Source organism: Pseudomonas sp. GM17, assembly GCF_000282175.2.
In the GTDB taxonomy this organism is placed as follows: Bacteria; Pseudomonadota; Gammaproteobacteria; order Pseudomonadales; family Pseudomonadaceae; genus Aquipseudomonas; species Aquipseudomonas chlororaphis.
The window spans coordinates 1,909,088-1,928,975 of sequence record NZ_CP124732.1 but is presented as its reverse complement, the minus strand read 5'-3'; the positions used below and the strand labels follow the sequence as shown (position 1 = coordinate 1,928,975).

General features: G+C 61.4%; 19 protein-coding genes. 9 read left to right on the top strand and 10 right to left on the bottom strand.

Annotation, left to right across the window (positions count from 1 at the left end; all coding sequences use genetic code 11):
* Positions 1-106: 106 nt before the first annotated feature.
* The 4 genes from lepB to lptF form a co-directional block, all read right to left on the bottom strand.
* The gene (lepB, locus tag PMI20_RS08600) at positions 107-961 is read right to left on the bottom strand and encodes a signal peptidase I (protein WP_007932153.1); all 855 of its coding nucleotides are present in this window, start codon (positions 959-961) and stop codon (positions 107-109) included.
* Positions 962-966: 5 nt separating this feature from the next.
* A complete protein-coding gene (lepA, locus tag PMI20_RS08595; protein ID WP_007932152.1) occupies positions 967-2,766 on the bottom strand; it encodes a translation elongation factor 4 in 1,800 nt (599 codons plus the stop codon).
* 168 nt (positions 2,767-2,934) lie between these two features.
* Positions 2,935-3,996, bottom strand: a complete 1,062-nt coding sequence (gene lptG / locus PMI20_RS08590; RefSeq protein ID WP_007932151.1) for an LPS export ABC transporter permease LptG — start codon at positions 3,994-3,996, stop codon at positions 2,935-2,937.
* The gene (lptF, locus tag PMI20_RS08585; protein WP_007932149.1) at positions 3,989-5,107 is read right to left on the bottom strand and encodes an LPS export ABC transporter permease LptF; all 1,119 of its coding nucleotides are present in this window, start codon (positions 5,105-5,107) and stop codon (positions 3,989-3,991) included. Before lptF ends, lptG begins: the two co-directional genes overlap by 8 nt.
* A 311-nt stretch (positions 5,108-5,418) precedes the next feature.
* On the opposite strand from lptF, the gene PMI20_RS08580 reads away from it, so the two are divergent.
* From PMI20_RS08580 to rlmF, 5 genes are all read left to right on the top strand, one after another.
* Positions 5,419-6,909 carry a leucyl aminopeptidase gene (locus tag PMI20_RS08580; RefSeq protein WP_007932148.1) on the top strand — a complete coding sequence of 497 codons (1,491 nt, stop codon included), beginning with the start codon at positions 5,419-5,421 and terminating at the stop codon, positions 6,907-6,909.
* A 57-nt stretch (positions 6,910-6,966) separates the two neighbouring features.
* A complete protein-coding gene (locus PMI20_RS08575) occupies positions 6,967-7,395 on the top strand; it encodes a DNA polymerase III subunit chi (protein ID WP_007932146.1) in 429 nt (142 codons plus the stop codon).
* A gap of 7 nt (positions 7,396-7,402) precedes the next feature.
* Positions 7,403-7,876 (top strand): hypothetical protein, encoded by a 474-nt coding sequence (locus tag PMI20_RS08570; protein WP_007932145.1) that lies wholly within the window; start codon positions 7,403-7,405, stop codon positions 7,874-7,876.
* A gap of 124 nt (positions 7,877-8,000) precedes the next feature.
* Positions 8,001-10,847 carry a valine--tRNA ligase gene (locus PMI20_RS08565; protein WP_007932143.1) on the top strand — a complete coding sequence of 949 codons (2,847 nt, stop codon included), beginning with the start codon at positions 8,001-8,003 and terminating at the stop codon, positions 10,845-10,847.
* A 216-nt stretch (positions 10,848-11,063) separates the two neighbouring features.
* Complete coding sequence (gene rlmF / locus PMI20_RS08560; protein WP_007932141.1) at positions 11,064-12,089, top strand: 23S rRNA (adenine(1618)-N(6))-methyltransferase RlmF; 1,026 nt, start codon at positions 11,064-11,066, stop codon at positions 12,087-12,089.
* A gap of 102 nt (positions 12,090-12,191) precedes the next feature.
* Here the strand turns inward: rlmF and PMI20_RS08555 are convergent, their stop codons facing one another.
* Entirely contained in the window at positions 12,192-12,473 is a 282-nt protein-coding gene (locus PMI20_RS08555; RefSeq protein ID WP_007932138.1) for an HU family DNA-binding protein, read from the bottom strand.
* A 395-nt stretch (positions 12,474-12,868) separates the two neighbouring features.
* Here PMI20_RS08555 and yejK point away from each other — a divergent pair, with 395 nt between their 5' ends.
* Together yejK and PMI20_RS08545 are read left to right on the top strand one after the other, a co-directional pair.
* Positions 12,869-13,873, top strand: a complete 1,005-nt coding sequence (gene yejK / locus PMI20_RS08550; protein ID WP_007932136.1) for a nucleoid-associated protein YejK — start codon at positions 12,869-12,871, stop codon at positions 13,871-13,873.
* Positions 13,873-14,226 (top strand): glutaredoxin family protein, encoded by a 354-nt coding sequence (locus PMI20_RS08545; protein ID WP_007932134.1) that lies wholly within the window; start codon positions 13,873-13,875, stop codon positions 14,224-14,226. Before yejK ends, PMI20_RS08545 begins: the two co-directional genes overlap by 1 nt.
* Before the next feature lie 80 nt (positions 14,227-14,306).
* Here PMI20_RS08545 and PMI20_RS08540 read toward each other — a convergent pair whose 3' ends face one another.
* Complete coding sequence (locus PMI20_RS08540; protein WP_007932132.1) at positions 14,307-15,242, bottom strand: glutathione S-transferase family protein; 936 nt, start codon at positions 15,240-15,242, stop codon at positions 14,307-14,309.
* A gap of 152 nt (positions 15,243-15,394) precedes the next feature.
* On the opposite strand from PMI20_RS08540, the gene PMI20_RS08535 reads away from it, so the two are divergent.
* Together PMI20_RS08535 and PMI20_RS08530 are read left to right on the top strand one after the other, a co-directional pair.
* Positions 15,395-16,279 carry a hypothetical protein gene (locus PMI20_RS08535; RefSeq protein WP_284172218.1) on the top strand — a complete coding sequence of 295 codons (885 nt, stop codon included), beginning with the start codon at positions 15,395-15,397 and terminating at the stop codon, positions 16,277-16,279.
* Positions 16,276-16,815 carry a hypothetical protein gene (locus PMI20_RS08530; protein ID WP_284172216.1) on the top strand — a complete coding sequence of 180 codons (540 nt, stop codon included), beginning with the start codon at positions 16,276-16,278 and terminating at the stop codon, positions 16,813-16,815. Before PMI20_RS08535 ends, PMI20_RS08530 begins: the two co-directional genes overlap by 4 nt.
* A gap of 19 nt (positions 16,816-16,834) precedes the next feature.
* Here the strand turns inward: PMI20_RS08530 and PMI20_RS08525 are convergent, their stop codons facing one another.
* The 4 genes from PMI20_RS08525 to PMI20_RS08510 all read right to left on the bottom strand — a co-directional run bounded on the left by PMI20_RS08525 (position 16,835) and on the right by PMI20_RS08510 (position 19,738).
* Positions 16,835-17,149: a GIY-YIG nuclease family protein gene (locus tag PMI20_RS08525; protein WP_007932129.1), complete on the bottom strand. Its 315-nt coding sequence runs from the start codon at positions 17,147-17,149 to the stop codon at positions 16,835-16,837.
* A gap of 51 nt (positions 17,150-17,200) precedes the next feature.
* On the bottom strand, positions 17,201-17,671 hold the full coding sequence (locus PMI20_RS08520) for a nuclear transport factor 2 family protein (RefSeq protein ID WP_007932127.1): 471 nt from the start codon (positions 17,669-17,671) through the stop codon (positions 17,201-17,203).
* 98 nt (positions 17,672-17,769) lie between these two features.
* The gene (locus PMI20_RS08515; protein ID WP_007932124.1) at positions 17,770-19,089 is read right to left on the bottom strand and encodes a CynX/NimT family MFS transporter; all 1,320 of its coding nucleotides are present in this window, start codon (positions 19,087-19,089) and stop codon (positions 17,770-17,772) included.
* Entirely contained in the window at positions 19,079-19,738 is a 660-nt protein-coding gene (locus tag PMI20_RS08510) for a FadR/GntR family transcriptional regulator (protein ID WP_007932122.1), read from the bottom strand. The genes PMI20_RS08515 and PMI20_RS08510 overlap by 11 nt, the downstream gene beginning before the upstream one ends.
* Positions 19,739-19,888 lie beyond the last annotated feature (150 nt).

The window sequence follows — 19,888 nt, the reverse complement described above, 5'->3', positions numbered from 1 at the left end:
GACTGCTGCTTCTGGTGACGCCTGGGAGGCTGCCGAGCCTGGCGGGCCGGTGTTCTACAAGATCCAGAAAAGCATTCGGCGCTGTGTTCAACAGCGCCGTGTTTGATTACTTGATCAGGCCAACCCGCGAGAAATTCGGCAGGTGGCTGAGTTTCGGTTCGGGCCAGCTCATCCAGACTGCGAAGGCCTTGCCGACGATATTCTTGTCGGGAACCATGCCCAGCAGGTCCTTGGGAATGCTTGGGTCATCCCAGTAGCGGCTGTCGTTCGAGTTGTCGCGGTTGTCGCCCATCATGAAGTAGTGCCCGGCAGGCACGGTCCATTGACGATCCGGGGTGGCCCGGTAGCGGCTCATTTCCTTGCGGATCAGGTGCTCGGCGGCGCCGAGTTTTTCCTTGTAGAGCTCCGCGCTGCCCAGGGTACCCGGCTCGGAGCCGACCAGTTGCTCGGCGACCGACTGGCCGTTGACCAGCAGGCGCTTGTCGCTGGTGTAGCGCACTTCGTCGCCCGGCAGGCCGACCACACGCTTGATGTAGTTGACGTTCGGATCGCTCGGGTAGCGGAACACCATCACATCGCCGCGCTGCGGATCACCGACCTCGATGATTTTCTTGTCGATCACCGGCAGGCGGATCCCGTAAGAAAACTTGTTCACCAGGATGAAGTCGCCCACATCCAGGGTCGGTTTCATCGATCCCGAAGGAATCTGAAACGGTTCCACCAGGAACGAACGCAGCACCAGCACGATGAACAGCACCGGAAAGAACGATTTACCGTACTCGACCAGCATCGGCTCCTTGTTCAGTTTCTCGATGACCAGTCCATCCGGCTGGCTGACGCTGCCCTGATAGTTGGTAATGGCGGCACGCCGACGCGGCGCCAGAAAGACCAGATCGAGCAACGCCAACAGACCGCAGACGGCGACGGCGATGACCAGCAACAGCGGGAAATTTAGCGACATAGGACCTAACTATCCAACCTGAGCACAGCAAGGAAGGCTTCTTGTGGAATCTCCACGTTACCCACTTGCTTCATGCGTTTCTTACCGGCCTTCTGCTTTTCCAACAGCTTGCGCTTACGGCTAACGTCACCACCGTAGCATTTGGCCAGCACGTTCTTTCTGAGCGCCTTGACGGTTGTCCGCGCCACAATCTGCCCACCAATGGCGGCCTGGATTGCCACGTCGAACATCTGCCGAGGAATCAGTTCCTTCATCTTTTCGGTCAACGCACGCCCTTTGTAGTGCGCGTTGTCACGGTGCACGATCAATGCCAGGGCGTCGACTTTCTCACCGTTGATCAGCACATCCAGCTTGACCAGATTAGCCGATTGGTAGCGATCGAAATGATAATCCAGCGAAGCATAGCCACGACTGGTGGATTTGAGGCGGTCGAAGAAATCCAGGACCACTTCGTTCATCGGCAGGTCGTAGGTCACCTGGACCTGGCTGCCGAGGAACAGCATGTCGTGCTGTATGCCGCGCTTCTCGATACACAGGGTAATGACGTTACCCAGGTGCTCTTGCGGCACCAGGATATTGGCCCGCACGATCGGCTCGCGCATGTCTTCGATGGACGATAGATCCGGCAACTTCGATGGGTTATCGACGTAGATCGTCTCACCATTCTTCAGTTGCAGTTCGAAAATCACCGTCGGCGCCGTGGTGATCAGGTCCAGGTCGTATTCGCGCTCCAGGCGCTCCTGGATGATTTCCATGTGCAGCATGCCGAGGAAGCCGCAACGGAAGCCAAAGCCCAGTGCGTCGGAGCTTTCCGGGGTGTATTGCAGCGACGAGTCGTTCAGCGTGAGCTTTTGCAGGGCTTCGCGGAAGTCTTCGAAGTCGTCGGAGCTGACCGGGAACAGGCCGGCGTAGACCTGCGGCTGAATGCGCTTGAAGCCAGGCAGCACTTCGACGTCGGGGGTCGAGCTCAGGGTCAGGGTGTCACCTACCGGCGCACCGTGAATGTCCTTGATACCGGCGATGATGAAGCCTACTTCACCAGCCTTCAGGTCGGTGGTGGCGGTGTGTTTCGGGTTGAATACACCGACGCTGTCCACCAGGTGGATCTTGCCGGTGGATTTCACCAGGATCTTGTCGCCCTTCTTCACGCGGCCATGGCGCACGCGAACCAGGGACACGACGCCCAGGTAGTTGTCGAACCAGGAGTCGATGATCAACGCTTGCAGCGGGTCCTCGATGTTGCCGGTCGGCGCGGGAATGGTGGTGACCAGGCGCTCCAGCACCTCGTCGACACCCAGGCCGGTCTTGGCGCTGCAGGTCACGGCGTCGGTGGCATCGATACCGATGATCTTCTCGATCTCTTCCTTGACCCGGTCCGGATCGGCCTGTGGCAGATCGATCTTGTTCAGCACCGGCATGACCTCCAGGCCCTGCTCGATGGCGGTGTAGCAGTTGGCGACCGACTGCGCTTCCACGCCCTGGCCGGCGTCAACCACCAGCAAGGCGCCTTCACAGGCGGCCAGCGACCGGCTGACTTCATAGGTGAAGTCCACGTGGCCAGGGGTGTCGATGAAGTTCAGCTGGTAGGTGATGCCGTCGCGGGCTTTGTAATAGAGGGTAACGCTGTGGGCCTTGATGGTGATCCCGCGTTCCCGCTCAAGGTCCATGGAGTCCAGGACCTGGGCTTCCATTTCACGCTCGGCCAGGCCGCCGCACATCTGGATGAAGCGATCGGCCAGAGTCGACTTGCCATGGTCAATGTGGGCGATGATGGAGAAATTGCGGATATGACTCAAATCACTCACGGATCAACACTCAAAAAGGCTGCAGGCATAGCCCGCCGAAAAATAGCCGGGAATTGTACCTGATAGACGACGCAAGCGTCACGTTCGCCTGTCAGGGGCGCGCAAACGCAAAACGCCCCGGTCTTTCGACAGGGGCGTTTTGCGTAAGACTGGCGGCATTGGCGCCGGTCAGCCGGCCCGGCGCAACAGCCAGACCCCGGCCAGGGCACAGATCCCGGCGGGAACCAGCACCGCGAACAGCGGCGAGAAACCGAATACCAGGCTCGACGGCCCCAGCAGGTCCTGGGCGATGCGGAAGGTGAATCCCACCAGCACGCCGGTGAACACCCGCTGGCCGAGCGTCACGGAACGCAGCGGACCGAAAATGAACGAGATCGCCATCAATACCAGGGCCGCGGTGACCAGCGGTTGCAGCACCTTGACCCAGAACGCCAGCCAGTAGCGACCGTTGTTCAGGCCCTGGTCGGCCAGGTAATGGATATACCCCCACAGACCGCTGATCGACAGCGACTCCGGCGCCATCACCACAGTACTCAGCAATTGCGGGCTCAAGGCCACGTCCCAACGTTCCTGCGGGACGTTGATGACTTCGGTGCTGCCCTCGCGGAAATAGGTGGTGGTGACGTCGCTCAGTTGCCAGTAGTTTTCTTCGAAACGGGCCTGGCGAGCGAAGCTCGAGGACAGCATGTGCCGCTGATCGTCGAAGTGATAACGGGTCACGCCATACAGCAGGCCGTTGGGTTGCACGGCGTTGATGTGGATGAACTCCTCACCCTGGCGGTGCCACAGGCCGCGCTTGGAACTTTGCGCATCGCCCGAACCCTGGGCCAGCGCACGACTGGCCTGCGCCTGGCTTTCCGTGGCAGGAGCGACGTACTCGCCGATCAGCACACCCGCCACCATCAGGAACAGCATCGGCTTCATCACCGCCCAGACGATCCGCCCGATGGACACCCCAGCGGCCCGCATGATGGTCAGCTCACTGTTGCTGGCCAGGCTGCCCAGGCCAATCAGGCAGCCGATCAGGGCCGCCATCGGCAGCATTTCGTAGAGCCGGCGAGGCGCCGTCATGACCACGAAACTCAACACATCCATCACGGTGTAGTTGTCACTGACGCTGCCCATCTCGTCGATGAAGGCGAACAGCGACGCCAGGCCGAGAATGATCCCCAGTACCGCCAGGATGGCCAGCAGGACACTGTTACCGATGTAGCGATCGAGCTTAACCACGAGCCACCTCCTTCATGCTGCGGCGGCTCGCCAGTTTCAGGCGCAAGGGTTCCCAGTACAGCAACCCGAGGCCAATCAATAGAAACAGTCCGTGTACCCACCACAGGCCCAGCGCCTGCGGCAGCTTGCCTTTTTCCAGCGAGCCACGGGCCGCGATCAGGATGGTCAGGTAAGCCATATAAAGAAGAATCGCCGGCAACAGCTTGAGGAAACGCCCCTGGCGCGGGTTGACCCGGGACAGCGGCACCGCCATCAGGGTCACGACAAACACCAGAAGCGGCAGGGAAATACGCCATTGCAGCTCGGCATGGGCGCGCAGGTCCGGGTTGCCGATCAGATCGCGGGTCGGCATGGCGTCACGGTCGGTAACTTCTTCACTGACATCCGGCTTGGCCAGCAACACGCCGTAGGTGTCGTACTTGATGATCCGGTAATCAGCCTGGCCCGGATTACCGTCGTAGCGATAACCGTTTTCCAGAATCAGGTAGCGGTTGCCGTCCGGACGAACGTCCTGGTGCCCCTTCTCCGCCACCAGCACCGAGATGCCCTGGTCCTTCTTGTCCTGGCTCAGGCGTTTTTCCGAAATGAACACGCCACCGAGGTTGGTCCGGTCATCGGACAACTGTTCGGTGTAGGTCACCCGCGTGCCGTCGTTGAGGGCCTGGAAACGGCCTGGCACCAAGGTATCGAATTCGGTCAGAGCATCCTGCTTGTTGAGGATCAGCTGGAACTGGTTGGCGCCCTGAGGCGCCAGGCTCAGGCTCAGCCAGGCCACGATCAAGGCAACCAGGGTCGCCGGAATCATGGTCATGCCCAGCAGGCGCTGCTGGCTCATGCCGGTGGCCGAAAGCACAGTCATTTCGCTTTCGAGGTACAGCCGGCCATAGGCCAGCAGAATGCCGAGGAACAGCCCCAGGGGCAGGATCAATTGCAGGAAGCCCGGCATGCGGACCCCCATGATCAGGAACAGCGAGCCCGGGTCCAGTGCGCCCGAGGCCGCTTGCGCGAGGTATTTGACGAAACGTCCGCTCATGATGATGACCAGCAGTACAGCGCTCACGGCGCTCAGGGTCAGCAACACTTCGCGGGATAGATAACGGAAGACGATCAAACCAGACACTCCAGGGTTGTCAGGCTAAGGCGGCCAAACAAGCAAACACGGCCCGTGAAGCCGAGCCGCCGAAAAAGATGGCGCATTATCCTGTGATTGCATGCGCCTGTCACTGCGCATGCTCACGCAGGCCTCTAAAGCGGCGAAGTTCGCTCATGGGAGGGTTGTCAGCCTCGACCGCCGGGGTTCAAACTGGCGGCCCTGTCGTTGGCCGCTGCCGACGCCTCTTCCTTATAAAAGCTGCATACATGACAAGCCCGGCGCACGGCATTGGCCCTGCGCTCTTTGACCATTAATTCAGGGACCCGGACATGGAACTGGTTGTAAAAAGCGTTAGCCCGGAAACGTTGAAGACCGCCACCCTGGTGGTCGCCGTCGGCGAAGGCCGCAAGCTCGGCAGCGTTGCCAAACAACTCGACGAGCTCAGTGGCGGCGCCATCGGCGCGGTACTCAAGCGCGGCGACCTGGACGGCAAGATCGGCCAGAGCCTGCTGCTGCACGCCCTGCCGAACCTGAAGGCCGAACGCGTCCTGCTGGTCGGCACCGGCAAGGACGCCGAACTGGGCGACCGCCCGTTCCGCAAGATCGTCAGTGGCATCCTCAATACCCTCAAAGGCCTGGGTGGCAGCGATGCCGTACTGGCGCTGGACGAAGTGGTGGTCAAGGGCCGCGACAGCTACGGCAAGACCCGCCTGCTGGCGGAAACCCTGGTGGACGGCGAATACAGCTTCGACCAGTTCAAGAGCCAGAAAGCCGAACCGCGCGCCCTGAAGAAAATCACCCTGCTGACCATCAAGGCCGCGCAGGCCGAAGTCGAGCGCGCCGTGGCCCACGCCAAGGCGATCGCCAACGGCATGGCATTCACCCGCAACCTGGGCAACCTGCCGCCGAATATCTGCCACCCGACCTTCCTCGGCGAACAGGCCAAGGCCCTGGGCAAGGAATTCAAGGCCCTGAAAGTCGAAGTCCTCGACGAGAAGAAGATCAAGGAACTGGGCATGGGCTCGTTCTATGCCGTGGGCCAGGGCAGCGCCCAGCCGCCGCGCCTGATCGTCATGCAATACAACGGCGGCAAGAAGTCCGAGAAGCCGTACACCCTGGTCGGCAAGGGCATCACCTTCGACACCGGCGGCATCAGCCTCAAGCCTGGCGCCGGCATGGATGAAATGAAGTACGACATGGGTGGCGCCGCCAGCGTGTTCGGCACCCTGCGCGCCGTACTGGAACTCAAGCTGCCGATCAACCTGGTGTGCATCCTGGCCTGCGCCGAGAACATGCCGAGCGGCACCGCTTCGCGTCCGGGCGACATCGTCACCACCATGAGCGGCCAGACCGTGGAAATCCTCAACACCGACGCCGAAGGCCGCCTGGTGCTGTGCGATGCCCTGACCTACGCCGAGCGCTTCAAGCCACAGGCGGTGATCGATATCGCCACCCTGACCGGCGCCTGCGTGGTCGCCCTCGGTTCCCACACCTCGGGCCTCCTGGGCAACAACGACGAATTGATCGGCCAGTTGCTGAGCGCCGGCGTCCAGGCTGACGACCGTGCCTGGCAACTGCCTCTGTTCGACGAGTACCAGGAACAGCTGGACAGCCCGTTCGCCGACATCGCCAACATCGGCGGGCCGAAAGCCGGCACCATTACCGCTGCCTGCTTCCTGTCGCGTTTCACCAAGCAGTACAACTGGGCGCACCTGGATATCGCCGGTACCGCCTGGACCAGCGGCGGCAAGGACAAGGGCGCCACTGGCCGTCCGGTTCCCCTGCTGACCCAGTACCTGCTGGACCGCGCCAAAGCCTGAAACCTATGACCTCGGGGTGCGCCCACACACGGCGCACTCCCGGGTTCAGGAACCGCAATGACCAAAGTCGACTTCTATATCCTTCCCAGCGCGGATCCTTCGGCGCGCCTGGATTTCGCCTGCAAGCTCACCGACAAAGCCTGGCGCATGGGGCACCGCATCTACCTGCATTGCAGCGACGCGGCCCAGCGCGATGAGCTCGATGCCCGGTTGTGGCGCTTCAAGGGCGAAACCTTCGTGCCCCACGGCCCCGCCGAAAGCGAACCGGATGGCCTGATCGTTCTCGGCCTGGGCGATGACCCCGGCGAGCACCATGACCTGCTGGTCAACCTGGACCTGAAAGTCCCGGCATTTGCCCAGCGTTTCGCCCGCATCGCCGAAGTGGTGGTGGAAGACCCGACTATCCGCCAGGCCGCTCGCGAGAGTTTCCGTTTCTACCGCGAACAGGGCTATCCTCTGCAAGATCACCGTTTACAGCGACTCTGAGCCATCGATGGACACTCCCAAACCGCTGCAAAAGTCCGCGCACCTGCTGGATGACCTCGAGTCCATCCGCCAACTGCTCGGCGATGACGACCTGCAACCTCCGCTGCTGACCGAGACCGTCGACGGCGAAGTGCAGATTCCGCTGCTGTTCGACATGGTCGGCGGCAAGCCTGCCGTCGAAACCCACGAACAGGCGCCGGCAGAACCACAACCGGCTCCCGCTCCGGTGGTCGAACCACAACCCGCCCCCGTAGTTGCCGCGCCAGCCCCTACACTGGCACCGACACCAAAACCCGCACCAGCACCACCCAAGAGCCAGGATGCCCTGCTGCACCTGGACAGCGAACTGCGCGCCGCCGCGCAACTGATCATGCAAGACGTGATCGACGACTTCGCCCCGCACATCGAAACCGAGATCAAGCGCCGCCTCGATGCGCGGATGGAACGGCTGCTCGCCGCAGCTTCAAGCGGCAAGCTATAAGCAGCAAGTAAAAGCCAGGAAGGACGCCCACCTCTTGCAGCTTGCGGCTTGTAGCTTGCAACTGCCCCCCTCCGCTATACTTCCCGGCTTTTCCTGAATAAATGCCAATAGGGTCCCGCCGCGCATGGATAAGACCTACCAGCCGCACGCCATTGAAACTTCCTGGTACCAGACCTGGGAGTCAGAGAATTACTTCGCCCCGCAAGGCGCGGGCGACTCGTACACCATCATGATTCCGCCACCGAACGTCACTGGCAGCCTGCACATGGGCCATGGCTTCAACAACGCGATCATGGATGCCTTGATCCGCTTCCGCCGCATGCAGGGCCGCAACACCCTGTGGCAGCCGGGTACCGACCACGCCGGTATCGCCACCCAGATGCTGGTGGAGCGTCAGATCGAAGCCCAGGGCCAGAATCGTCACGATCTGGGTCGGGAAAAATTCCTCGAGAAAGTCTGGGAGTGGAAGGATCAGTCCGGCGGCAACATCAGCCGTCAGATCCGCCGCCTGGGCTCGTCCGTCGACTGGAGCCGCGAGCGCTTCACCATGGACGACGGTCTTTCCGAAGCCGTCAAGGAAGCCTTCGTGCGCCTGCACGAAGACGGCCTGATCTACCGCGGCAAGCGTCTGGTCAACTGGGACACCAAGCTGCACACCGCGATCTCCGACCTCGAAGTGGAAAACCACGACGAGAAAGGCTCGCTGTGGAACCTGCGCTACCCGCTGGCCGACGGCGCCAAGACCGCTGAAGGCCTGGACTACCTGATCGTTGCCACCACCCGTCCGGAAACCATGCTCGGCGACTCCGCCGTGGCCGTTAACCCGAACGATGAACGCTACAAGGCGCTGATCGGCAAGTTCGTCGAGCTGCCGCTGGTGGGTCGTCGCATCCCGATCATCGGCGACGATTACTGCGACCCTGAATTCGGCACCGGCTGCGTGAAGATCACCCCGGCCCACGATTTCAACGACTATGAAGTCGGCAAGCGCCACAACCTGCCGCTGCTGAACATCTTCGACAAGAACGCCGAAGTACTGCCAGCCGCCCAGGTGTTCAACCTGGACGGCACGCTGAACGAAAGCATCGACGGCAAGATCCCGGCCGAGTTCGCCGGCCTCAACCGCTTCCAGGCGCGCAAGGAAATCGTCGCTGCGTTCGACGCCGCCGGCCTGCTGGTCAGCGTCGACGACCACGCCCTGAAAGTGCCGAAAGGCGACCGCTCCGGCACCATCATCGAGCCGTGGCTGACCGACCAGTGGTACGTCTCCACCAAGCCGCTGGCCGAGCCGGCCATTGCCGCCGTGGAAGACGGCCGCATCGCCTTCGTGCCAAAACAATACGAAAACATGTACTTCTCCTGGATGCGCGACATCCAGGACTGGTGCATCAGCCGCCAGCTGTGGTGGGGCCACCGCATCCCGGCCTGGTACGACGAGTCGGGCAAGGTCTATGTAGGCCGCGACGAAGCCGAGGTGCGCGCCAAGCACAACCTCGGGCCTGAGGTTGCACTGCAACAGGATAACGACGTCCTCGACACCTGGTTCAGTTCGGGCCTGTGGACCTTCTCCACCCTGGGCTGGCCGGAGCAGACCGAGTTCCTCAAGACCTTCCACCCGACCGACGTGCTGGTGACCGGTTTCGACATCATTTTCTTCTGGGTCGCCCGGATGATCATGCTCACCATGCACCTGGTGAAGAACGAAGACGGCACGCCGCAGGTTCCGTTCAAGACCGTGTACGTACACGGCCTGGTACGCGACGGCCAGGGCCAGAAGATGTCCAAGTCCAAGGGCAACGTCCTTGACCCGCTGGACATCATCGACGGCATCGAGCTCGAAGCCCTGGTGCAGAAACGCACCACCGGCATGATGCAGCCGCAACTGGCGAAGAAGATCGAGAAGCAGACCCGCCAGGAGTTCGCCGACGGCATCGCCAGCTACGGCACCGACGCCCTGCGTTTCACCTTCTGTTCGCTGGCGTCCACCGGCCGCGACATCAAGTTCGACATGGGCCGCGTCGAAGGCTATCGCAACTTCTGCAACAAGATCTGGAACGCCGCGCGCTACGTGCTGGACAAGGGCGAAGACTGCGGTCAGAACGGCGAAGCCTACGAGCTGTCGCTGGCCGACCGCTGGATCATCTCCCAGTTGCAGCGCACCGAAGCCGAAGTGACCCGCCAGTTGGACCAGTTCCGCTTCGACCTGGCGGCCCAGGCGCTGTACGAGTTCATCTGGAACCAGTACTGCGACTGGTACCTGGAATTGTCCAAGCCGGTACTGTGGGACGAAAACGCGCCGGTCGAGCGCCAGCGCGGCACCCGCCGCACCCTGGTGCGCGTACTGGAAGTGGCGCTGCGCCTGGCCCACCCGTTCATGCCGTTCATCACCGAAGAAATCTGGCAGCGCCTGGCGCCGCTGGCGGGCATCCAGGGCAAGACCATCATGCTGCAACCCTGGCCGGTGGCCGTTGAGGCGCGCATCGACCAGGCCGCCGAAGACGACATCGAATGGCTCAAGGGCCTGATGCTCGGCACCCGTAACATCCGTGCCGAAATGAACATCGGCCCGGGCAAGCCACTGGCGTTGTTCCTGAAGAACGTCACCCCCGAAGACCAGCGTCGCCTGAGCGAAAACGAGACCCTGCTGAAGAAGCTGGCCAAACTCGAATCGATCACCGTGCTGAAGGCCGGCGACGAAGCACCGCTGTCCGCCACCGCCCTGGTCGGCGAGATGGAAGTGCTGGTGCCGATGGCCGGGCTGATCGACAAGGGTGCCGAACTGGCGCGCCTGGACAAGGAAATCCAGCGTCTGCAGGGTGAAGTCCAGCGGGTCGGCGGCAAACTATCCAACGCCGCCTTCGTCGACAAGGCCCCGGCCGAAGTCATCGACAAGGAACGCGCCAAACTGGCCGAGGCCGAACGGGCCCTGGGCAAGCTGGCCGAGCAACACGCACGGATCTCCAGCCTGTAACGGCGATCCGAGCGGTAAAAAAGGGAGCCCTGCAAAGGGGCTCCCTTTTTTGTGCCCGGCCGAAAAGCTAATGCCTCTGTAGGAGCGAGGCTTGCCCGCGAAGCGTTATTCCTGGCACACCGCGTTATCCTCGGCGGCTCCTACAGAGGCTACGTCGCCCGGGCAGATATGGGACAATGCGCGCCACTTTGAGCCATACCCGAACCGATTTCGCCCATGACTGCCCCCCGCCCTCCCAAAGCTTCGCGCACCAAGCCTCAACCTGCAGCTCCGGCCAAGGCCGTCGCGCCACGGGAAAAGGCCAGCCTGCACCCGCGCAATCGTCATCAAGGCCGCTATGACTTTCCCCAGTTGATCAAGAGCACCCCGGAGCTGGGGGCTTTCGTGATCATCAATCCCTATGGCAAGGAGAGCATCGACTTCGCCAACCCGGCGGCGGTGCGGGTGTTCAACCGGGCATTGCTCAAGGCGTTCTATGGCATCGCCCATTGGGATATTCCGGCCGACTTCCTCTGCCCTCCAGTCCCCGGTCGTGCCGACTATGTGCATTTCCTGGCCGACCTGCTGGCCGAGCGTAACGAAGGCGTAATTCCCCGCGGCGCGGCGGTGCGGGTGCTGGACATCGGGGTCGGCGCCAACTGCATCTACCCGCTGATCGGCCACTGCGATTACCGCTGGCAGTTCCTCGGTTCCGACATCGACACCACCGCTCTCGCCGCCGCCAAGGCAATCGTCCAGGCCAACGGCCTGAACAAGGCCATCGGCCTGCGCCAGCAGAGCAACCGCAAGCAGATCCTGCTGGGGCTGCTGGAAAGCGACGAACGCTTCGACCTGACCCTGTGCAACCCGCCCTTCCATGCCTCCCTGGAGGAAGCCACGCGCGGCAGCCAGCGCAAATGGCGAGCGCTGGGCAAGGCCGATCCCAAGCGCAAGCTGCCGGTACTGAACTTTGGCGGCCAGGCGGCGGAGTTGTGGTGCGAAGGTGGCGAAGCGCGCTTCGTGACCCAGCTGATCGGCGAAAGCGCCCAGGTGGCGCAACAGGTGTTGTGGTTCAGCACCCTGGTGTCGAAAGCCTCGAACCTGCCGGCGATTCAGGCCGCGCTGAAAAAGGCCGGAGCCCTGGAGAGCCAGGTGGTGGAGATGTCACAGGGACAGAAACAGAGCCGCTTCGTCGCCTGGACCTTCAAGGACAAGGCACAGCAACAGGCCTGGCGCCAGGAGCGCTGGGTTCGGATGGGATAGATACGAGGGGCAAAACGGCGATTTACCTTGCGTAAATCGTTGCGGCCTTAGAGCCTGAAAACCGTGCCCGGAAGCGTTCCGAGGCACGGTCTTACTGCAGTCTTACTTGTTGATCGAGTCAGTCAGGCCTTTAGCCACAACCAGCTTGATAACTTTCTTGGCAGCGATTTCGATGGCAGCACCAGTCGATGGGTTACGGCCAGTACGGGCAGGACGCTCGGTCACTTTCAGTTTGCCGATACCTGGCAGAGTGATTTCGCCGCCATTTTCCAATTGATCAGCAACGATCTGGGCCAGTTGGTCCAGAGCGTTACGCGCGGTGGTTTTCGGCGCGTCGATAGCTTCAGCGATATCAGCGATCAGTTGGTCTTTAGTAATAGCCATTGTGGTGTTCCTTCCCTATCAAATTCATTTGGATTGCAGAGTGCAGTGTCAGCCATCGAGCCAGATCTTGTGGATCTGGCACCCCGGTCACAACCACGAAAGATCGGGGTTATAGATACCGAAATCAGGGTTTGGTTCGACCTGACAAATGCTGAATGCACGCTTAACGCCGAGACATCGCGTAAGACGGGGCAAAACTAGCACAGAGACGGGGAAATATCCGCCTCTACCTAGCCATTTGGTCAGCTTTATCGCTCTAAATCCGTAAAAAAATGCATAAGCTTGACCCAGGCCGCCTTCCGCCCCCTTCAAACAGCGCCAAAACCAGCGGGTGCGGTACACTGGGCACTTTTTCGGGGAGTCACGCCCTCTCCCGCCAACCAGCCGAGAAGCCCATGCCGATCCGCCATTGCATCGTCCACCTGATCGACAAAAAACCCGACGGCACACCCGCAGTTCTGCACGCCCGCGATTCCGAACTGGCTGAATCCGCGGCCATCGAGAACATGCTCGCCGATCTCAACGAAAGCTATAACGCCAAACAGGGCAAAGCCTGGGGTCTGTTCCACCCGGAGTCCGGCGCGTTTCCCTTCAGCGGCTGGCTGAAGGAATACCTCGATGGCGGCCAGGACTTCACCGCCTTCAGCCGCGTCGCGGTCGAGCACCTGCAAAAGCTGATGGAAGAATCCAATCTGTCGGTCGGCGGCCACGTGCTGTTCGCCCACTACCAGCAAGGCATGACCGACTACCTGGCCATCGCCCTGCTGCACCACAGCGAAGGCGTGGCGGTGACCGACGAGCTGGACGTGACCCCGTCGCGCCACCTGGACCTGGGCCAGCTGCACCTGGCTGCGCGGATCAACGTCTCCGAATGGCAGAACAACAAACAGTCGAAACAATACATCTCGTTCATCAAGGGCAAGAACGGCAAGAAAGTCTCGGAGTACTTCCGCGACTTCATCGGCTGCCAGGAAGGCGTCGATGGCCCGGGCGAGACCCGTACCCTGCTCAAGGCGTTCAGCGACTTCGTCGAAAGCGAAGACCTGCCGGAAGAGTCCGCCCGGGAAAAGACCAAGGCCCTGGTGGACTACGCCAGCAGCCAGGCCAAGCTCGGCGAACCCGTGGGCCTGGAAGAACTCTCGGAGCTGATCGACGAGGACCGCCCCAAGGCGTTCTACGATCACATCCGCAACAAGGACTACGGCCTGTCGCCGGAAATCCCGGCGGATAAACGCACCCTCAACCAGTTCCGCCGCTTCACCGGCCGCGCCGAAGGCCTGTCCATCAGCTTCGAGGCGCACCTGCTGGGCTCGAAGATCGAGTATGACGAAGAAGCCGGGACCCTGATCATCAAGGGCCTGCCGACCCAACTGACCGATCAGCTCAAGCGCCGCAACTGATGCTGCAGGGCGTGCTGAAGAAGTTCCTGCTGATCCTGCTGGTGGTCGTGGCGTACCAGAACTGGGGCAAGATCGAGCACCTGTTCAACCCCTCGCAGGCCGCCTCCGAGCAGGTCCGGGCCAATGCCCGGGTGGTGCTCTACGCCACCGACTGGTGCGGCTACTGCAAGGCCACCCGGCGCTTTCTCGATCAGAAGGGCATTGCCTTTCGCGAGTTCGATATCGAGAAGGATGCCGAGGCGCGCAAGGCCTATACCGAGCTGGGCGGCGCCGGAATTCCGATCCTGGACGTCAATGGCACCTTGATCCGTACCTATGACCCCGACGGGATCATGGCGGCGTTGCAACGCTAAACGCATCGCGAGCAAGCTCGCTCCTACAAGGGCCGAACAACCTCTGTCGGAACGAGCTTGCTTGCAATAGACCTGCCGCCTTATAGCGCCTCGATACGGAACCCGAAACGCGGGAAATGCACATGCACCAATCCGCCACGTGGGTCTTCGCGGCGCAGGATCAACTCCTCGCGCCCGGCAAACAGTAACTCCCCCTCCACCGGATCGACGCCATAGTCGGTCGCCGCAATCCGCACCTGCTGGCCAGCCTGGAAGCCGTTCGGGTCAATGAAGGCTTCATCCGGCAAGGCTGCCGGTGTAGCCCTGCGCGCCACTTCGAGTGCCTCTTCGGAAGTCATGGCACTCGAAGCACCATGACCGAACCCCAGTACCCGGGCCAGCCACGCCGACACCGCCGGATAGGCGTCCACCAGCGGCGCAGTCACCGGCGTGCCCTTGAGGAACCACAGGGGGTGGGCCATGGCGAAGTCGGCAATCGACGGCTCACCGAACAGGAAGTCGCCCTCCTCACGCTGCAACTGCAACTCCAGGCGCGCCATGAGCGTCGGCCATTGATGCTTGGCCAACTCCAGCGGTACACGGGTAGAACTGCCGCCGCTGAACAGCCCGGCGCGATCGGTCATGAAGGCCTTGACCGCTTCCGGCGGCAAATGGCCGAAACGCACGGCCGCCGACTCAGGCTGGAACACCAGGCTCACCGTATGCTGGAACACCACCGAATCGGCCCAGGCCGCGAAGGTCGCGCTGACCATTTCCCAGCCTTCGGGAAACAGTGCCGGCGAGGCCTTTTCCTGCTCCAGCCGCCGGGCGATCAGCGCCGTGTCGCAATAGATATCGGCACCGACCTGCAACACCGGGGTCTTGCGATAACCACCAGTGAGGGCCGTGAGATCGGGTTTGGGCATCACCGGCGAGATCTTCACCGAGCGCCAGGACAAGCCCTTGAAGCCTAGCAACAGGCGGGCTTTTTCCGCGAAAGGCGAGGTCGGGTAATGATGCAGAATCAACTCTGACATGCTGGGGTCCACCGGATAAGTAGGAAGAACCAGCTTAGCGTGCAAAGACCGGGCAGCCTATATACCCTGTCCGATCACCATCCATCACCGACACTGATCGGGCACCGCACTTCACCAGACCAGCCGCCTGAGCATGATAGGGAATCCAGCCTTTGGCCATTAAGCACCTGAACCCCGTACGGGCCTATTACACCCATTTTTTATATTTTTGCGTTTACAAGTTCCCGAAACTCTTTACCTATAAGTTCAAGAACCATTTCTTCTTTTACTCGGCGCAGCTGTATAACCCAAAGGAAAGTACAGCTGTCTATCAGCAGGCAAGCCTTCTGGAAGGGCCGGGACAATGGCGATCGGTCAGTATCATCACCCCCATCACGCCCACCGAGTTGATGTCTCTTCGCGGATGGTTTCATAGAAAAGAACCTCCGTACCACGAAGACGGCCCTGAAAGTTCGACCCCGCACACCGAGGCGGCGATCTTTCCAGTCAAGGGGCTTGGCTATATCCCATTCAATGACACCAACCCTTATGACCCAAGCCGGGTATCGGTAAAAACCGACGCCTTCAGGACCTGCACTATCACCACCATCGAGTTGACCAACAGTGTCACTTACCTGGCGCTCGATTTCTCCCTGCAAGACAGCTCGCAGACAGAACTGTTCAACCTGAATACTTCCCATATCCACGATTACCATGCCTTCAAGACGATAAATCCCTTCTCGAAGAACTTTCGCATCGTTCATTCCAGTTACTACGTAGAGGAACTATTGACTCAGGGCGTCAACAGGATTGTCGGCGACGCTCACCAGGTCGCGGAAAAGCTGTTCAAACTTTGGGGTATCCGTGCACAAGCCCACTCCCGTATCACCACCGGACGCCTCAAAAGCGAACTGAGCGCCCCATACATCAACCTCTACGCCAGCAGTGACCATAACCATTACTCCCTGATCAGCCGCTACCCGGCAGACATTACGACTATTACCACAACGAATCGGGCAACTTCAGCTACCTATACAACTTCGAATCGAGCTCATTGAACCTGGATGCATTCTTCATCGATAACCTCAATGACCCTCACGACATAAACGACTGCTTGGCCAACTACCTCAACCTGTCGTTGATCAAGGAACTCTGGCATCAGTACAACCAATGCCGGGACGACGTGAATCCGGTGCTCTCGACCATAAGCCAGAACACTTCCGAGAGCCTGCAAACCCTGTTGGAAACAAACATAGGGATTGAACGTATCGAGGAAAAGATAGAGGCCCTGACACAGTTCAGCGATCAGTCCTATTGCCCGAGCTTTCGAACCGAGGCAGAAGACGAACTGAAAAGGCTGGTGGAGAAAATCGAGTTACTGAAAAAACGCATCGCCCAACGAAAGTCCCTCAGCAACGATCAGGTGCAATTCGAGAACCTCAAGTTCAATCGTTTCTACTCCTGGATAGTCGGCGGCCTGGCCTTTCTTCAGGTTTTCCTGGCCGCTATCGTCATCGACTGGAGCCAGGCGCTGCAAAGCAACAATCCAGTATTGAACAATCTGAAAGCCCTGCTGCGCTGGCTTCAGGGGTGAGAACCCGGCTCCGGCAGGATCAGATGGCCAGGCCCGAACTGGCCACCAGGCACTCCTTGGCGCTTTTCCTAAGCTTCTTGATCAGCCGTTCCTGGCGCAGGGCTTCGCTCTTGTCGCGGCAGGCTTCGGTATAGACCAGCGCGACGGCGGGGCTGGAGAGGAAGAAGCGTGCGCCCTTGCCGCTCTGGTGCTTGGCGAAACGCTTGACCGGGTCGTCGCTGATGCCGCAGTACAGGGCGCCGTTGGCGGCACGTACCAGGTAGACAAACCAGGGTTTGCTCACCACGGGTACAGATTCTGCGTCGTTGACGGGGGATTGGCTGGGGCGGGTCACGGTGATCGCGGCGTGTGGATAACAAGCCGCGATCTTACCAGAGGCGAAGATTCAGCGGCCGGCCTGGAAGGCTTTCAGGCCTTTGCGGGCCTGGGCGCGCACGGCGTTTTTCAGCAGCGGGGTCCAGCCGAGGATCAGGCCCTTGGTCCCCAGGGCCTGGCGGGCCCAGCGCCACATATTGAAATGATCGTGGTGCTCGCAGATCTTGCCGTCACGGAACACGAAACGCGCCTGGATATCGTTGACCACAGTATTACCGGTCTGGCTGAACAGGTAAGTCGCCACACAGTGGGCTTCGCCGCTGCGCTCGTCGGCGCGGACCTTGTCGAAGACCAGGGAGAAGTCCTTGGCCCGGGTGGTGAGCATGCGCCACATGTCAGCGGCATCGCGGCCGCGCAGTTCGCCGAACGCCGGATCACTGAACAGCACATCCTCGGTGTAGCAGGCGGCCATGGCCTCGGCATCCAGGCGCTGGAAGGCGCTATAGAACTCAGTGATCAAGGCGCGGTGGGCATCACTCATGAACAGGCTCCGACTCGGGGAAAGATGCCTGCACGATAGTCTGCAAACCCGGGAAACACTATCGGCATTCGCCGCGCAAATACCGACAGTGGGTTGGCTCAGATTTTTTCGCTTTCGACCTGCACATAGAGCGAGCGCCCGGCCCCCAGGCCGGCGACTATGGCCCCCAGGCCGATCACCGCGAAAATCCAGCCCAGGGCCGTCCAGCCACCGGTCCAGTCGTGCACCAGGCCGACCGCGAACGGCCCCATGGAGGCCAGGGTGTAGCCAAAGCCCTGGGCCATGCTCGACAGATTGGCCGCCACATGGGCGTCCTTCGAACGCAAAACGATCAGGGTCAGCGCCAGGCTGAAGGTGCCGCCCTGCCCCACGCCCAGCAGGATCGCCCAGCCCCACAGGCCATCGAGCGGGGCATACAGGCAGCCGAACAGGCCGCCGAGGGTGAGCAGCATCACGACTACGATCGCCAGGCGCTGATCCTTGCCCCGCGTTGCCAGCCAGGGCGCGGCCAGCGAACTGGCGAGCTGGACGATCACCGAGCCGGACAGCACCAGCCCCGCCTGGGTCGGGCTCAGGCCGCGACCGATAAGGATCGACGGCAGCCAGCCGAATACGATGTAGGCCAACGAGGATTGCAGGCCCATGTACAGTGTCACTTGCCAGGCCAGCGGGTCGCGCAGCAAACCGCGCACCCGATAGGCCACATGGTGCGCGCCCTGCCGCTTGCCGACCTGGGGCAGCCAGAACAGCGCCGCTACCAGCGCCGGCAGCACCCAGAAGCCGAGGCCCAGCGCCCAGCTGTTATCGAAGTGCTGGCTCAAGGGCACGGTCGCCCCCGCGGCCATCGCCGCGCCCAGGCACAGGGCCATGGTGTAGACGCCGGTCATGGTGCCCGCGTGTTTGGCGAAATCGCGCTTGACGATGCCCGGCAGCAACACCCCGATCACGCCGATGCTGGCGCCACCGAGGATGCTGCCGGCGAACAGTCCGACGTCTCCCAGGGAACTGCGCAGGATGATCCCGCCTGCCAGCGTCAGCAGGATGCCAAGCACCACGCGCTCGGCGCCGAAGCGCCGCGCCAGTACCGGGGCCAGGGGGGCGAACAGGCCCAGGCACAGCACCGGCAAGGTGGTCAGCAGGCCGGCCTGGGCCGCCGACAGCCCGAGGCTGTGCGACACCTCGCTGAGCAGCGGTGCCATGCTCGACAGCGCCGGGCGCAGGTTCAGCGCCACCAGGATCAGCCCCAGCAGCAACAGCCACGGGCGACTCGGCGCCGGGTGGCTCTGCTGGACCTCGGCATCGTCGGCTTCGGCGTCGATCAACAACTCTTCGAGCTCGGCCTCGCGTCGAGGGACAGCAATAGGTGGTGGGTTATTGGCCTGGTGGCTGGACATGGTGCTCTCGGTCTCAAGGTTCATTGATCAGCTGCCTGGAAATGGCCTTGGCCCGCTCCGGGTCGCGCTGCTCGACGGCGTCCAGCAGGTCGATGTGCAGATCGAACACCGCCTGGCGCCGGGGATGGATGTTCAGGGTCTGGCGCAGTTGCGCGCCGACCACACTGGAGAAATAGCGGTACAGCTCGCTGAGGGTGGGATTATGCGCGGCGTCCACCAGGCGCCCGTGAAACACCAGGTCGCAGGCGATATAGCTCTCCAGATCGCCGTGATAGTGATCGCCACTGAGAGCCAGGGCTTCGCGCAACGCCAGCAGGTCCTGGTCGGTACGCCGCAGGGCCGCCAGGCCGATGGCCTCCGTCTCGATGATCTGCCGGGTTTCGCGCGCCTGCTCCAGGGAGCACTGGGACAGGGCCTTGAGGGTATCCAGCGGATCGACCACCGCACGCAGGTAACTACCGTCGCCCTGGCGAATCTCCACCAGGCCGGAAAACGCCAGGACTCGCATGGCTTCGCGCACGGTATTGCGGCTGATGCCCAGCTCCGCCGCCAGCTCCGGCTCGGTCGGCAGGCGCTGGCCGATGCTCCATACACCGTCATTGATGCGCTGGCGCAGCTGTTCCAGGGCCTGATCGACCAGGGAACGTTTAATCAAAGGAGAATTTTCTGTCATGTGCTGTCGCCTTTTCATCCAATCATCGGATGAATTTTTTTGGCATATTAGTCAGCTTCGCGTGGGTGAACAACAAAGCCGATGCATGCATGTAGCAAGCGGAAAGGAAATCCGATTGCTAAAAAACCCTTTAAGGGTAATTTCATCTCG

Excerpts from the sequence above, each read along its gene's own strand:
- lepB (WP_007932153.1), bottom strand. The coding sequence starts at position 961 with ATGTCGCTAAATTTCCCGCTGTTGCTGGTCATCGCCGTCGCCGTCTGC.
- PMI20_RS08580 (WP_007932148.1), top strand. The coding sequence starts at position 5,419 with ATGGAACTGGTTGTAAAAAGCGTTAGCCCGGAAACGTTGAAGACCGCC.
- PMI20_RS08575 (WP_007932146.1), top strand. The coding sequence starts at position 6,967 with ATGACCAAAGTCGACTTCTATATCCTTCCCAGCGCGGATCCTTCGGCG.
- PMI20_RS08570 (WP_007932145.1), top strand. The coding sequence starts at position 7,403 with ATGGACACTCCCAAACCGCTGCAAAAGTCCGCGCACCTGCTGGATGAC.
- PMI20_RS08565 (WP_007932143.1), top strand. The coding sequence starts at position 8,001 with ATGGATAAGACCTACCAGCCGCACGCCATTGAAACTTCCTGGTACCAG.
- rlmF (WP_007932141.1), top strand. The coding sequence starts at position 11,064 with ATGACTGCCCCCCGCCCTCCCAAAGCTTCGCGCACCAAGCCTCAACCT.
- PMI20_RS08555 (WP_007932138.1), bottom strand. The coding sequence starts at position 12,473 with ATGGCTATTACTAAAGACCAACTGATCGCTGATATCGCTGAAGCTATC.
- yejK (WP_007932136.1), top strand. The coding sequence starts at position 12,869 with ATGCCGATCCGCCATTGCATCGTCCACCTGATCGACAAAAAACCCGAC.
- PMI20_RS08545 (WP_007932134.1), top strand. The coding sequence starts at position 13,873 with ATGCTGCAGGGCGTGCTGAAGAAGTTCCTGCTGATCCTGCTGGTGGTC.
- PMI20_RS08540 (WP_007932132.1), bottom strand. The coding sequence starts at position 15,242 with ATGTCAGAGTTGATTCTGCATCATTACCCGACCTCGCCTTTCGCGGAA.
- PMI20_RS08520 (WP_007932127.1), bottom strand. The coding sequence starts at position 17,671 with ATGAGTGATGCCCACCGCGCCTTGATCACTGAGTTCTATAGCGCCTTC.
- PMI20_RS08515 (WP_007932124.1), bottom strand. The coding sequence starts at position 19,089 with ATGAACCTTGAGACCGAGAGCACCATGTCCAGCCACCAGGCCAATAAC.
- PMI20_RS08510 (WP_007932122.1), bottom strand. The coding sequence starts at position 19,738 with ATGACAGAAAATTCTCCTTTGATTAAACGTTCCCTGGTCGATCAGGCC.